At 46.9% G+C, this 13,632-nt stretch carries 11 protein-coding genes; 9 read left to right on the top strand and 2 right to left on the bottom strand.

Annotated elements, in window-relative coordinates:
- Positions 1-140: 140 nt before the first annotated feature.
- The 8 genes from ACYVK4_RS25915 (at position 141) to ACYVK4_RS25880 (ending at position 6,193) form a co-directional block, all read left to right on the top strand.
- Positions 141-968, top strand: coding sequence for an alpha/beta hydrolase (locus ACYVK4_RS25915; protein WP_461130481.1), 828 nt, complete (start codon positions 141-143; stop codon positions 966-968).
- A gap of 41 nt (positions 969-1,009) precedes the next feature.
- Positions 1,010-1,834, top strand: coding sequence for an alpha/beta fold hydrolase (locus ACYVK4_RS25910; protein ID WP_461130480.1), 825 nt, complete (start codon positions 1,010-1,012; stop codon positions 1,832-1,834).
- Between the two features lie 60 nt (positions 1,835-1,894).
- A complete protein-coding gene (locus ACYVK4_RS25905; RefSeq protein WP_461130479.1) occupies positions 1,895-3,397 on the top strand; it encodes an aldehyde dehydrogenase family protein in 1,503 nt (500 codons plus the stop codon).
- Positions 3,398-3,425: 28 nt separating this feature from the next.
- Complete coding sequence (locus ACYVK4_RS25900; RefSeq protein WP_461130478.1) at positions 3,426-4,181, top strand: SDR family oxidoreductase; 756 nt, start codon at positions 3,426-3,428, stop codon at positions 4,179-4,181.
- Positions 4,182-4,268: 87 nt separating this feature from the next.
- A complete protein-coding gene (locus ACYVK4_RS25895; protein ID WP_461130477.1) occupies positions 4,269-5,006 on the top strand; it encodes an alpha/beta fold hydrolase in 738 nt (245 codons plus the stop codon).
- Between the two features lie 145 nt (positions 5,007-5,151).
- Positions 5,152-5,286 carry a hypothetical protein gene (locus tag ACYVK4_RS25890; RefSeq protein WP_461130476.1) on the top strand — a complete coding sequence of 45 codons (135 nt, stop codon included), beginning with the start codon at positions 5,152-5,154 and terminating at the stop codon, positions 5,284-5,286.
- A gap of 52 nt (positions 5,287-5,338) precedes the next feature.
- Entirely contained in the window at positions 5,339-5,452 is a 114-nt protein-coding gene (locus tag ACYVK4_RS25885) for a hypothetical protein (protein ID WP_461130475.1), read from the top strand.
- A 222-nt stretch (positions 5,453-5,674) separates the two neighbouring features.
- Positions 5,675-6,193: a DinB family protein gene (locus ACYVK4_RS25880; RefSeq protein WP_461130474.1), complete on the top strand. Its 519-nt coding sequence runs from the start codon at positions 5,675-5,677 to the stop codon at positions 6,191-6,193.
- A 591-nt stretch (positions 6,194-6,784) separates the two neighbouring features.
- Here ACYVK4_RS25880 and ACYVK4_RS25875 read toward each other — a convergent pair.
- Positions 6,785-9,517, bottom strand: a complete 2,733-nt coding sequence (locus tag ACYVK4_RS25875; RefSeq protein ID WP_461130473.1) for a TonB-dependent receptor — start codon at positions 9,515-9,517, stop codon at positions 6,785-6,787.
- A gap of 571 nt (positions 9,518-10,088) precedes the next feature.
- Between ACYVK4_RS25875 and ACYVK4_RS25870 the strand changes: the two genes are divergently transcribed.
- Entirely contained in the window at positions 10,089-10,970 is an 882-nt protein-coding gene (locus ACYVK4_RS25870; RefSeq protein ID WP_461130472.1) for an EamA family transporter, read from the top strand.
- A gap of 243 nt (positions 10,971-11,213) precedes the next feature.
- Here the strand turns inward: ACYVK4_RS25870 and ACYVK4_RS25865 are convergent, their stop codons facing one another.
- Complete coding sequence (locus ACYVK4_RS25865; RefSeq protein ID WP_461130471.1) at positions 11,214-12,722, bottom strand: glycosyltransferase family 39 protein; 1,509 nt, start codon at positions 12,720-12,722, stop codon at positions 11,214-11,216.
- Positions 12,723-13,632: the final 910 nt, after the last annotated feature.

The raw sequence follows: 13,632 nt of genomic DNA, 5'->3' as shown, positions 1-13,632 counted from the left end.
AACGCCTTTTATCAACGTTCAGACTGTATTTAGGGGTGGTCGGCCTGTTTCTAAATCCGACTTACTGGTTTGGTATGACAGTTGGTTCCCGCTTTAGCAGGATCGAATCCTGAAACTGTTTTACCCAAACCAATGAAATCATGAAACCTATTCGTACCAAAACCGTCGTTTTCATTACCGGTGCCTTTGTCAGCAACGATTGCTGGCAGCAATGGCAAGCTTATTTTAACCAGAAGGGCTATACAACCATCGCCCCTCCGTGGCCCCACAAAGACGCCACGGCCGATGTATTACGAAAGCGCCATCCGGATACTGGGATCGCAGCCAACCGACTTGCTGATCTGACGGATTATTACGCCCGAATTGTAGAACAGCTTCCCGAAAAACCTATCCTGATTGGTCATTCCATCGGTGGGCTGATGGTTCAGCTTTTGTTGCAACGAGGTCTTGGCGCATCGGGCATTGCGATTCACTCGGTTCCTCCTCAGGGGATATTCACCTTCAAACTGTCATTTCTTAAATCCGGTTGGGGTGCGTTAGGCTTTTTTACTTCCACCGACGAGCCGTATCTGATGCCGTTTAAGGACTGGCAATATGCATTCACCAATGGCATGTCGCTGGAGCAGCAAAAAGCCGCTTACGACCAGTTTGCCATACCCGAATCCAAACTAATCGTTCGGGATACCATCACGTCAGCGGCTCACGTTGATTTTAGCCAACCTCATGCACCACTACTGCTCACATCGGGCAGTACAGATCATACCATTCCGGCCTCGCTCAATTACGATAATTACCATAAATACCAGCATTCTGACTCCATCACGGACTACAAAGAATTTGAAGGGCGCAATCACTTTGTGCTGGGTCAGCCTACCTGGAAAGAAGATGCCGATTATATTCTGACCTGGATAGATAAGGCTTTGCCTCAATCAGAAACGGTCAATAAGTCAATGAAAATAAGTGATTAATCAAACTCTCTTTCCGCTAACCCAGTAACTAATCAGTCTCCATGAAAACGATACTCCTCTCATCGCTACTGCTTCTATCACTTTTTTTTACCCTGCTGTCATGTACTAAAAATGACGCCGTTGCGCCCGCCCCCAAAACGTTCGTGCTGGTACACGGAGCTTGGCAGGCGCCCTATGCCTGGCAAGCCGTTAACGATCAGTTAGTACAGCAAGGTCAACATGTAGTGGTGGTCGAATTGCCCGGTCACGGAGCGGATAATACGTCGCCTGCTACCCTATCGATGGATGTATATCGGGACAAGGTCATTTCTGCCATAAACGCTCTCTCCGAAAATGTGATTCTGGTTGGGCATAGTATGGGTGGGATGGTTGTTTCGGCCGTTGCGGAAAAAATTCCCAGCCGCATCGACAAGCTGGTGTATATCGGAGCATTTTTACCGGCTAATGGGCAATCCCTGCTGGTACTGGCATCCACAGATAGCACCTCGCAACTGGGACCCGCATTAATCCCGTCCACCGATCAGCTTACCTTGGGTATCAAGACCGAGAATTTAACGCCCATCTTCATTCAGGACGGATCGGAGGCTGTAAAAAAACAAGTGGTCGATAACTATCGGGCCGAACCGGCTATTCCTTTTACCAATCCAGTCACGCTAACAGCAGCCAACTTTGGTAAAGTAACCAAGTACTACATCCACACCGCACAGGATCATGCGGTAGGGCTAAATCTGCAAAAACGAATGGTGGCAGCGGCCGGCATCAAGAACAACTATACCCTCAACAGCAGCCATTGCCCTTTCCTGTCGATGCCAACGGAGACAACCACGTTGCTTCAGACCATTTCGAAAGAGACTCCAGGTAAGTAAAACCAAAACTTGCTGTTGGTACAAGAACTAATTCATTAACCGTTTAATCCTCTTACGATCATGTTAACTTTAGAAGCAGCCATTGGCCTTGATGATCAACCGGCCTCAATCCACTACACAGCGTTGAATAAGCAATTTATTAATGGACAATGGGTTGATGGACAAGAAAACGCCACCGTTGATAACCTAAATCCCTTTACGGATGACGTTATTCATACACTTCGTTCGGCAGGAACAACCGATGTGGATACTGCCTTTGCAGCCGCCAAACAGGCCTCTCCTACCTGGGCATCCACCAATCCGCTCGTTCGTCGGGATATATTACTCAAGGCAGCATCTATTCTGAAGGAACGTCAGGCCGAGTTCATTGATTGGCTGACCAGGGAGACCGGCAGTACCTATTTGAAAGGTCTGCTTGAAGTGCAGCAATCATACGATATTCTAGTCGAAGCCTCCTCGTTTCCTACCCGTATGCATGGCCGTACGACGGCATCGACAATTGATGGGAAAGAAACTTACGTATACCGAAGACCGTTAGGTGTTGTCAGTCTGATAAGTCCCTGGAATTTCCCCTTATACCTTTCCATGCGGACGATTGCTCCGGCGCTGGCCGTTGGCAATACCATGGTCGTCAAACCGGCCTCACAATCCTTGGTTACGGGCGGTACTCTCATCGCTAAGCTGTTGGAAGAAGCTGGCATGCCCACTGGCGTGTTTAACGTTGTGGTTGGTCGCTCGGACATCATGGGCGATTACTTCACAGCTCATCCCTATTCACGAATGGTTTCATTCACGGGGTCAACCCCCGTGGGAAAAGGGATCGGACGGATTGCGGGGGAAGGCCTCAAAAAGTCTGCTCTGGAGTTAGGAGGCAACAATGTATTCATAGTCCTGGATGACGCCGATATAGACAAAGCCGTCGATGGGGCTTTGTTTGGGCGCTTCCTGCATCAGGGTCAGGTTTGCATGGCAACCAATCGGATTCTTATTCACGAAAGCCTCTACAAAGAGTTTAAGGCCAAGTTTGTGGGTCGGGTAAAACAGCTCCCCTACGGTGATCCAGCGGATAAAAAAACGGTGGTTGGCCCTTTGATCGACAATAAGTCCGTTCAGCGTATACTGGGTATATTGCAAAGTGCTGTAGCCGATGGCGCAGTTGTCGAAACGGGAAACGTAGCCAAAGGCAATGTCCTGCAACCCACCGTTCTATCCGGCGTAACCAGGGTTATGCGCGTGTTCAGGGAGGAGATTTTTGGCCCAGCTGTAGGACTGGTCTCCTTTGCTACGGATGAGGAAGCCATTGAATTGGCCAATGCGACTGATTTTGGCTTGAGTGGCGCTCTATATACACGTGATATTTACCGGGGTATGCAATTGGCACGCCGAGTTGAAACGGGGATGATGCACATCAACGACCAGTCGGCCAACGACGAAGTACATACCCCATTCGGGGGTGAAAAATCATCAGGGACCGGTCGCTTCGGTGGTGATTTTATTCTGGAAGAACTAACCACAGTTCAATGGGTGAGCGTTCAGAAAGTTGCCCGGCAATATCCGTTCTAAATCTGTCACTCTACTTTAATATAAAACCATGAATCGTCTTCAAAACAAGGTAGCTATCATTACGGGTGGCAGCAGCGGCATTGGCCTGGCAACGGCCAAAGAATTTATCGCCCAGGGAGCTATAGTCCTGATCACCGGACGCAGTCAGGAGTCCCTGGATCAAATCACCGCCGAATTAGGCGAAAAAGCCTATGGGATAGTTTGGGATGCCAGTATTCCGGGCAATGTGAGCTATTTGTCGGAATTTGTCCAGACTAATTTCTCCAGTATCGACATTCTCTTTATCAACGCAGGGGTAGCCAAATTCGCGCCCTTCGAGAATATGACGGAAGCCATCTTTGATGAAAGTGTGAATACCAATCTCAAAGGAGCTTATTTCACGATTCAGGCGCTGGTGCCTTTTTTCAAAAATGGTGGCTCCATTATCTTAAACACGTCGATCAATGCGCATGTTGGCGCACCCAGTGCGAGCGTGTACGCAGCCACGAAAGGAGCCTTATTGACGATGGCCAAAAATCTATCAACCGAGCTGATTTCCCGACAGATACGAGTCAATGCCATAAGTCCAGGGCCGGTAGATACAGTGTTGCATAGTGCCGCTAAACTCGGTATTTCAGAGCAGCAATTAACCCAGATGAACCAGGGAATTATCCAGGCTGTTCCACTTGGCCGCTTTGGCAGACCAGAAGAAATAGCGAAGGTTGCCCTGTTCTTTGCATCGGAAGATTCTTCGTTTGTGGTGGGTGCCGAACTAATCGTAGATGGCGGCATGTCGATGGGCTGATCACTAAAAACTTCACTCAAAACCAAGTTAACCTAAATCTCTTTGTACACACTTAACTGTGCTTTTGGCGTACTAACTGGTATTATTATGACCCTTTCAGCTATCCCAGATGTCGATGCTCAATCGGTAAAATCGAATGTAACGAATGTTGTACTGGTTCATGGTGCCTTTGCTGATGGCTCCAGCTGGTCTAAAGTGATTCCATTGCTGGAAGCAAAAGGACTGACTGTTATTGCCGTGCAAAATCCACTAACATCGCTCGCTGACGACGTAGCGGCCACGAAACGGGCCATTGCTTTACTAAACGGCCCTGTACTTTTGGTGGGTCACTCGTGGGGTGGGGTAGTCATTTCGGAGGCAGGAAATAATCCGGCTGTGGCTGGCCTGGTTTATGTTGCAGCCTTTGCGCCCGATGATGCTCAGTCGTTGATCGATGCTTCGCAGGGCTTACCATCTGCTCCCCGTCTTGGTGAAGCGAAACCGGATGCATCGGGTTTTCTTTCCCTGACGCGGAAAGGGGTACAGGAGGATTTTGCTCAGGACTTACCTCTTACCGAACGAAATGTGATTTGGGCAACTCAGGGGCCCTGGTCAGCTTCTGCAACGACCGAAAAAATTTCCCGTGCAGCCTGGAAAACTAAGACTTCATGGTACATTGTAGCCAGTGATGACCGCATGATCAATCCTGATCTGCAACAAATCTTCGCCAAAAAGCTCAAGGCAACTACCCTTACGCTCAAGTCCAGCCACGTTCCAAAGGTTTCTCAGCCTGACAAAGTAGCTACCTTCATTATTGAGGCTGCTAGAAAGGTAAAGCCCATGTAAACCATAACAAGACTCCCACTCTTAGACAGGGCTGAATTAGGTGGAGAGTGGGAGTTTTGTTTTTTGGAAAATATGGCATACCCAAGTCGGAGGTATCTAGTTGATCGTTTACGAAGAATCTGCTCAAAGATTACTGAAACAGACTATGTACCAAAGACAGTCGGCCATTTTACTGACCGATGATGACCGCTGGCGGACCGTAACGATGACCGTTGTTTCCTGCGTCAGGCTATCGTGCGCATCATCGGTGATTCGGCTACCCTGGAAGTCAAAAAAGTAAAGAAATTTTAAACCTGCTAGAAAGAAATCTCGTACAACTTGTCATAATAGACATGAACATGCCTGGATTAAACGGCTTGGAAACCCTAGCCTTTATTGGGTCGCAAAACCAGCTGTTTTCTACTCCTTTCGTCATGCTCTCCACCTTACGTCAAATGATAAGTTGAAAGGCTGTGAATTTCGTTGATTTGCAGGCATAAAAGGGGTAAGTCATCTTTATTGTGGCTGCATTTGTGAATTGCAACTGCTTCGATCAGCTAGCCTTATAACTAGTGTTGCTGAAGTTGATTAGTTTTAAGCGAGCGAATTCACTACTGACATACCGCTGTCACTCCTCTGGCTTTTCTTTGTGGGGTCAATCAATCGACAACATAAACCAATTGCAACTCATGGAAAACACAGCACAGTTAAGCCAAACGATGGATCCGATCGTTCTCTCACCCGAGCAACTTCTGGCCCATTGGCAGGGACACCGGGCACTCACCCGCCGGTTGGTCGAAGTCTACCCCGATGAGCACTTCTTTTCCTTCACCCTGGGCGGCATGCGACCTTGCTCGGCGCTGATGGATGAAGTTCTGCAAATGGCTGACCAGAGCATGCAGGGCGTTGTTTCGGGCCAGTGGCCTTCCTTTGGACAGGGTTCGGAAGCATCCCCCAAAGCCACCACCAAGGAGCAGGTACTGTCGCAGTGGGATCGGGTGACCGAGACGATTAATGCCTATTGGCCCCAGATTCCCCCCGCTCGCTTCCAGGAGGTCGACAAGGCGTTTGGTCTGTATGAAGGGCCTATTTACTGGTTTCTGTTCTACCTGATCGATAATGAAATTCATCACCGGGGTCAGGCTTATGTTTACCTACGCACTTTGGGTGTAGAACCGCCTGCTTTCTGGGATCGCCCCCAGGCATAGTCCGCCGGTAAGCTCCCAAGGGGTAGCCATCTTTCAAAAGCCTTTGCCAATCTATATAGTGGCAAAGGCTTTTATGTATCATACTGGCGGCTCTCAATTCCTTGATACCTACTCTTCCACCATTAGCTATTCTTAATCCTTGATGCTTATAAAGATCTAGGGTGACTCGGCTTCCCAGGTTATGCCATGTTTGGAAAAAGCCCCCTCATTAAGTTGGATTGAGGGACTTTTGAGCATGTTGTTTTACAAATAAAACGTCCGTCAACTGGTGAACCGAGTTGTTGACCAGGTGCCAGTCGCCAGTTCCAATTAACCCTAAAAATGGTATTTTATCGATAAAGTAAACGTTAGGATACCCTCTGCTGCCCTTGTTAATATTTGGTACTTTTCAAAGTCACCACTCATGAAAGGCAACCTTTTCGTGAACGGTTTTGGGTTTATAAACAATTGACCGGGCAGGACGGGTCAAGAATAAAATCGTTCACAAAAACCTCCATATATATTGAAATCAGTCCTTTTGGGCTACTGGCTGTGGGATAAAAACTTGTCCCACAGCCAGTGGTACTATACTCGGCTTCGCAAAATACCCCCCTAAAACCGTAGGTTTATATTTGCATTAAATGTGGTTCCTAATTGGCTAAACTGGGAGCCATTATAACCTAGAATGCTATAACGACCACTGAAAGACAGAAAGCCTCTCAGCAAGGATGCATTTTCTGCATTGGCAAGATACTGTGTGCCTGTTGAATTGAGGCCTACTAGCTCCCACTGAGGCAGGATGTTCAATAAATTATTGGCATTCACGGATGCCGACAGACTTTTGCTAAACGAATACCCTAGGCTTAAATCTGTGACAACGGCGGGTTTAAATTGGGCTTTAATGTTTTCCATAATTGCCCCCCCATTATCCAGATCCTGGAAGGAAGTAGGCCCGAAAAGGGTATTATTCAGGTTAACATTCCATTTGCCCATTGTGTAGTCCAATCCTAAAATAGACTTGTACTTTGGTCGGCTTTCAGTGAGCAGCGATTTAATCTGTGTATTGAGGATACTTGACCCCGCCGACTTAATGGCTTCTGGATCAGCGGGCGTACCGACGATTTTGTTTTCTAACATGAAGTTCCCCGCCAGATTAAGGCCTACTTTACCAAGGCCTAGGGGAAGGTTTCTGTAGGAAACGACATAATCTAAACCAGAGGTAGTGGTTTGAATGCCGTTAATGAAGAATTGAATGGAGCTTACCCCGGCCTGATTTAAGATTTTACCCAGGGTTGTGTTCAGGTCCGATGAACTAATCGACGAACTATAGACAATTCGGTCTTTCACGTTAATATTAAAATAGTCCAGCGAGATACTCAGGTTTCGGTTCGGATTCACCGCAACACCGACCGAAAAGTTCGTTGATTTCTCGGGTTTTAACGCCGGGATACCCAGTAAACGGGCCTGGGTACTTTTGTTGTTGAATAAGCCTGATAATTGAATGGTCCCCCCAATAAAAGCTGCTTGCGTAGACTGAGCATAAATCTGGCTGAGCGATGGAGCTCTGAAACCTGTTGAGGCAGAACCCCTAAAGACTAGTTTATCATCCGCTAGTTTATACCGGGACGATACCTTCCAAACAGTCGCATTGCCGAAGTCGCTATATTTTTCTGTACGAACCGTACCATTTACCAGGAAGTTTTTGGTCACGTCATAGCTTAAATCGAAATACCCACCGATGTTAAAGCGTTGGAACACCCCTGCATTCATGGCGTTAATACCTGGGAACGAATTGGCCCCTTCACCAGAATAAGAAGCGGTGTCGCCAGCCGTGATCGTATATTTTTCCGAGCGGGCTTCTATCCCAAACGCAATACCCAATCTTTCGGTAGCCTGTTTTGAAATATCGATATTGCCTACAATATGACTAAAGGCATAACCACCTGGCCGAAACCGGGTAGGACTCGATTTGCCGAGTGTCCGGTTTACGGTATTATCAACGGTGTAAAGCTGTGCGTTGTAGCCCGTCGTTAAACTTATATCATGCTTCCAGCCATTGGTTTCCCCTTTTGCGCCGACCGTGGCGTTGTAGTCGATCAAATTACCTTCAAATGTTGGTCCATAGCCCGTGTACCCTTTATACAGATCGACATTATCTTGTGCCGGGTAAGCGAGCGTGGCAGCTGTCAGGTAGTTTTTACCGCCATTATCGGCTTGGCTGTGCAATAAGCCACGGTCTTGTCGCCAGTAAGGCGGACGGAAGTTGGCATAACTCAGCACCCGTTTAGTAACCATGGCGGCATTGGCATAGAACTCCTTATTGTCACCCAGCGGAATACCGGCGTTGATTAAGAACTTTCCTGCTGTGATCGTGCCTGTACCATTGATGTTATTGGCAGTTGGATAATCTTTCAGGTAATTTGTTATCAAGGCATTCTGGGCAGCATCACCACCAAACGTAGCAATTTCTGTCGGCACATCCACAATGCCAGAACGAACAGCACTGTTTTGTTGAGAAAGATCGATGGTATAGTTTACGTAGCCTTTTGAGGCAAAATTGCTACCACTATTAAACGCAACATCAATCATGCCGCCATCGCCTTTTGCGGTCACGCCCGTATTCACGTTGAGCGAGGTGTAATCAAATTTGTCTTTAAGAATAATGTTCATGACACCGGCAATAGCATCCGAACCGTATTGAGCGGAGGCCCCATCCCGTAGGATTTCTACCCGTTTGATAGCCTGCTGCGGTATAGCCGATAAATCGACCCCGGTTTCACCCCGGCCGGGGGAGAACTGAACATACAATAATGAACTAAGGTTTTTTCGCTTACCATTGATCAAGATCAGGGTTCGACTTGGCCCCATATTTCGAATCTCCCAGGGATCTAATAAGGTCGTGGCATCATTGACCGGCGTATTTACCGTGTTGAAGGAAGGAATACGGTACTGTAATGCCTTATCGAAGGTAGGCTGACCCGTCGCGGTAAGCTCTTTAGCCGATAAAATATCTACCGGAAGGGGCGAGTCGGTTAGAGTTCGCTGGGAATTGCGGCTCCCTACAGCAACGACCACTTCAGCAAGGGTAGTAGCCCCTGTTGTTAAGCTAATCAGGTTTTCGGCCGAAGCTTTCAGTGTTTGGGTATCAAAACCGACAAATGAAACATCAAGGTCCGTCCCAATGGGTGCATCTAAGGAAAACCGCCCTTCTGCATCGGTAACGGTTCCTTTCTGAGTGCCAGAAATACTAACCGATGCCCCGACGATTGCTGATTTATCAGTAGCGTCTACGACTTTACCTTTGATCTGGGCACATATTTTGAAATTTGCAGAAAAAGTAAACAAAAATAAAAGTAAACATCTGGAGTATGTCATAAAATTTTATTTGTTATAGGATATGCCAAATATAATAACTCTTAAGTGATGGCCATCAATACGGCAAAATGCACCCAGTATTATTTTGTAACCGAAGTCTTAGCCGTAAAGCGGTGAAACCCTAGAAAATAAGATTATTCGTTGCTTATTGCTGGTCTTTACCGAACCACGAGCTGTTGATGATGGAAAAGTCCGATGAGATGTTCTATCCGACGGTACTGATTAGGCAGGACCACTCGTCAATTAACCCGAGAACGTGGGTCAATGCCTGTCGGCTTTTTCATGACATACCTACGCTTTTTTATACATTTGCAATCTTAAATACCTTATCAATGCATACGGCCATTTTTTCTTGTATTCTTCCTCCTCCGGTTGCTCCTTAAGCTAACCAACCGGATTCGATTTTCCCGGTATCCCTGCTTGTTCCATAAGCAGGGTGTCTCTGTTACACCCCTTTGTCGAGGAGTCAACCAGGTTGTTTAGCCACTTTACAGCGCATCAGGATTCTCCTGTCCATTGTATTCATTAGACAATCTTACTCATGACAAAATATATCAGTATGGTGCTGGCCGGGGCGGCCAGTTTTGGCATTCTTTCGTCCTTTGTAAAGCTAGCCTACCAAAAGGGCTATAATTCGGCGGAGATAGCCTTTTCACAAGCCTTGGTCGGGGCTTTGCTTTTATCAACATTAGCCTGGTTATCTCAGAGGGAGCAACAGAAAAGCCTGTTGACACGGAAAATTAGCCTGTCCCTCTTAGGAACAGGGGCCGCCATCGGCCTATCAACTTACCTGTATTACCAATCCGTACAAACCATCTCAGCTTCCTTGGCCATTGTGTTATTGATGCAGTTTACCTGGATTGGCCTTTTATTGGAGTGGGTGCTCTTCCAAAAGAAACCCACACGAATGGAATGGGTTAGTACCCTATTTATACTAGCAGGAACCGTATTGGCCGGTAACCTACTCGAGGAAAAGCGTACTGGTTTTTCCTGGTCGGGCGTTTTCTACGTCGTCGTCGCTTCTCTAACCTACGCCAGTTATATTATAGCCAATAGCCGGGTTGGAAAAGGTATCCCTTATTTAACGAAAAGTGCCATTATTATGATTGGCTCCGCGCTGGCTATTCTAGCGGTCAATGCCCCCACCCTTATGTTTGAAAATCACATAGGTAGTGGACTCCTCAAATGGGCCTTATTCCTGGCCTTATTTGGGACGGTGATACCTCCGGTTTTGTTTGCTAAAGGAATTCCTCCTATTGGGGCCGGACTCAGTGGAATCCTGATGACAGCAGAGTTACCGGTAGCCATCATAACCGCTCACTTCCTTTTGAAAGAGCGTCTCGACAGTATCCAGCTAGTTGGCATCCTCATTATGCTGGGTTCCCTCATCGCGATGAACGTCTATAAAGGGCAAAACGAGTAAGTACGTTGGGGAACTGATTAAGCAAGATTCATCTTAGCCAGTTTTCCCAACTACGTTCAACAAAGTCCTATTCGAAATCACAACCAGATTAACTTACCTATGCTTTAGTAGAGATAGTTGCTTGCTACCAGGCATAAGTACAAAAATTGACGGGTAGCGACTATGATTTTACAGAATCCTTCCAGCTAAGTTGCGCCGTTCACAAAAACCTTCGAATAAAATCCGGAGGAGACAGCAATAGCACTACCAACGTTCTTCCTCAATCTCTTTAGCCAGTCGTCGATTAATATCTACTCTAGCAAACTCAAAGACAAAGATGGTTGTCCCCTGCTCCCGGGCAAATGAACTTCGAACCGAATCGGCAACATAAGCCGTCTTGAATAAAGGCCCCGTCTCCTTCAGTTCATTCGCTACAGGTCCGGCTTCTTTGATTCGAATCAGATGGCTATATTTCCTGTCAAGTTCAAACCAGTTAATATAATCTGCATTGAAAGTAACCGCCTTAACGCCTTGACGCGTGTAATAGTTAATCGCCCCGGCCTGTCCATAATTGTCACATAGAACCAGTGTGGCTCGTTGATCGGAAGAATGAGTGTAAGCCGCATCCACCTTTTTGGCTAACTCCCGCCAGCCCAACATATCCGCAAAATCCTGGGGTAATGCATGCTCTTTTCCATCTTCCCAGCGCAAGAGCCCCAGTTTTTGATACCGCTCAGGATGCTGGGTGATTTCCTGCGGTGTTTTATTGGGAAACGCTACCTGATATACTGGAACAAACAACAGAATTGGAATGGCAATCAAGACGGCTCGTAACCAAACCGATTGTATCTTAACCGAAATAAACACAGCGCCAAACGCCAAGTAAATCGGATAAATCCCGATTGCGTAATATCCTTTGGCTCGTAAAAAAGTGAAGGTTGATAAGGTGAATAGGAAAGCAAGAAAGAAAGATCGGTAAGTTACAAATGGCCTGTAAACGAGAAGGGCATATAATCCAGCGATGATCACAACCCAGGAGCCCATAAAGTATAGGAGTTGTTCCTTCAAAAAATCGGCCCGATTCACCTTGACCAGTTGAGTCTGGGCCAGAAGCCGCATGTGGTGAATGACGGGAAACTCATGTTGGTATTGCCAGATCAAATTGGGCAAGATCAACAACAGGCTTACCCCCACCGCTAGATAAACGTGCTGACCCAACAACAACCGACGCTGCTGGGTCAGCAGTAGGGCTGGAAAGAGTCCAATTAGCAGAAAAACAACATTATACTTATTTAAAAACCCAAGCGCGAAGACAGCCCCAAAAACCAAGAGCCATTGCTTGTTTTTGGAATTGATGTATTTAATGAAAACGAAATACAGGCTGGTCCAACACAAGACGTCGAAGGAGTTGGGCTGAAAAAGCTGGTTTAATCGTAATAAGACGGAAAAGACCAAACACGTAGCCGCTAGCACACAGGCAAATAAATTTCCTTTCAACTCTTCTACCGCCTTCCAAACGATCAGGATGGTCAACGCCCCAAAGAAGGCCGGAAAGAATCGAACTGCCCAAGCCGGGTTCCCAAGCCAGCGGATAATCAGGGCAATCCAGGAAGTGAAGGGCGGCACTGACATGAACCCCCAAGCCAGGTGGTTGGCTTGATCCAGGTGCAGATATTCATCCCGATGTAAATCATACTCGGGACTAATTAAGACATACTGCAACAAAAACTTCAAGGTAATAAACCCCACCAGTAGGACTGATCTTTTTGTCATTGACTACAGTTAAAAAAGTTGAGATGACCGTGATCCGAACTTGACGTTTTAAGTACGGATAAATTGACCAAAAAGAAAATTTGATCAACCAAATTACCTGAACTTGCATTCAGTGAATTCACATGCCGTATACGACTCATAGCCGTTGACAGATAGTAAAAATTGGCCATCCTCATACTGACTGTATTACCGTTCAATCAAGTATCCGACTCCAAATAGGGCAAGACACGTTGTAGCTCTTTACCTGGGCAGAGGCGCCTTTCCGGTGGTTTGCCCATCCGATACAAGGGCGTAGTCGCCCCCCTCCGCCTATAGTCCAGGCGGTAAATTATCCTTGTCAACGCTGCCCTTACGGGGTATCCTGTATAATTGGTACAGTACTTTCATCTCACATTATAATCCATTGTCAATAAGTTACTTGCAAGCCTAATTTTGGGGACTTCATGGCTGAATCACTCAGGATGTATACTGCTCCGGCAGCCACCGTGGCGCGGCCCGGTTCCTTTCAGAAACTCAATAAATGAGCAGGTTTCGTGCAAACGCTCCGACGTCCCGGTTGATTTTACAAATGGCAAGTGGCCAGCCGTGGCTAAGCCTTGCCGCCCCGGATGAAACGGTTTTAAAGGCTTAAGAGATAAGATTCTGCTAAATCTCTCCTTTTTCAACCAATCGACCGTTTGAATGAAATAGTTGCACATGAAACTACTGATAACTAATTAGTTACAGACTCTTGTGATTAAGTAAGTGAAACTTATGTACCACTTGTACAGGATATCCCCCTTACGCCCTGTGGCTAGCCGGTTTGGCGCAGATACAGGGTAGTAATTCCCTGTCGCAGCTGAATGGGAAAGTTTTTTAACTCCCGGTCGATCAACTTGTGATCATGGGGCACCGACTCGTTAATGTATTC

This window comes from Spirosoma aerophilum (assembly GCF_054782495.1).
The sequence above is the reverse complement of the archived record's forward strand: the minus strand, read 5'-3'. Positions and strand labels throughout refer to the sequence as shown.

What these genes read in the sequence shown, in the direction of transcription:
- ACYVK4_RS25915 (WP_461130481.1), top strand. Translation starts at nt 141, where the DNA reads ATGAAACCTATTCGTACCAAAACCGTCGTTTTCATTACCGGTGCCTTT.
- ACYVK4_RS25910 (WP_461130480.1), top strand. Translation starts at nt 1,010, where the DNA reads ATGAAAACGATACTCCTCTCATCGCTACTGCTTCTATCACTTTTTTTT.
- ACYVK4_RS25905 (WP_461130479.1), top strand. Translation starts at nt 1,895, where the DNA reads ATGTTAACTTTAGAAGCAGCCATTGGCCTTGATGATCAACCGGCCTCA.
- ACYVK4_RS25900 (WP_461130478.1), top strand. Translation starts at nt 3,426, where the DNA reads ATGAATCGTCTTCAAAACAAGGTAGCTATCATTACGGGTGGCAGCAGC.
- ACYVK4_RS25895 (WP_461130477.1), top strand. Translation starts at nt 4,269, where the DNA reads ATGACCCTTTCAGCTATCCCAGATGTCGATGCTCAATCGGTAAAATCG.
- ACYVK4_RS25890 (WP_461130476.1), top strand. Translation starts at nt 5,152, where the DNA reads ATGTACCAAAGACAGTCGGCCATTTTACTGACCGATGATGACCGCTGG.
- ACYVK4_RS25885 (WP_461130475.1), top strand. Translation starts at nt 5,339, where the DNA reads ATGAACATGCCTGGATTAAACGGCTTGGAAACCCTAGCCTTTATTGGG.
- ACYVK4_RS25880 (WP_461130474.1), top strand. Translation starts at nt 5,675, where the DNA reads ATGGAAAACACAGCACAGTTAAGCCAAACGATGGATCCGATCGTTCTC.
- ACYVK4_RS25870 (WP_461130472.1), top strand. Translation starts at nt 10,089, where the DNA reads ATGACAAAATATATCAGTATGGTGCTGGCCGGGGCGGCCAGTTTTGGC.
- ACYVK4_RS25865 (WP_461130471.1), bottom strand. Translation starts at nt 12,722, where the DNA reads ATGACAAAAAGATCAGTCCTACTGGTGGGGTTTATTACCTTGAAGTTT.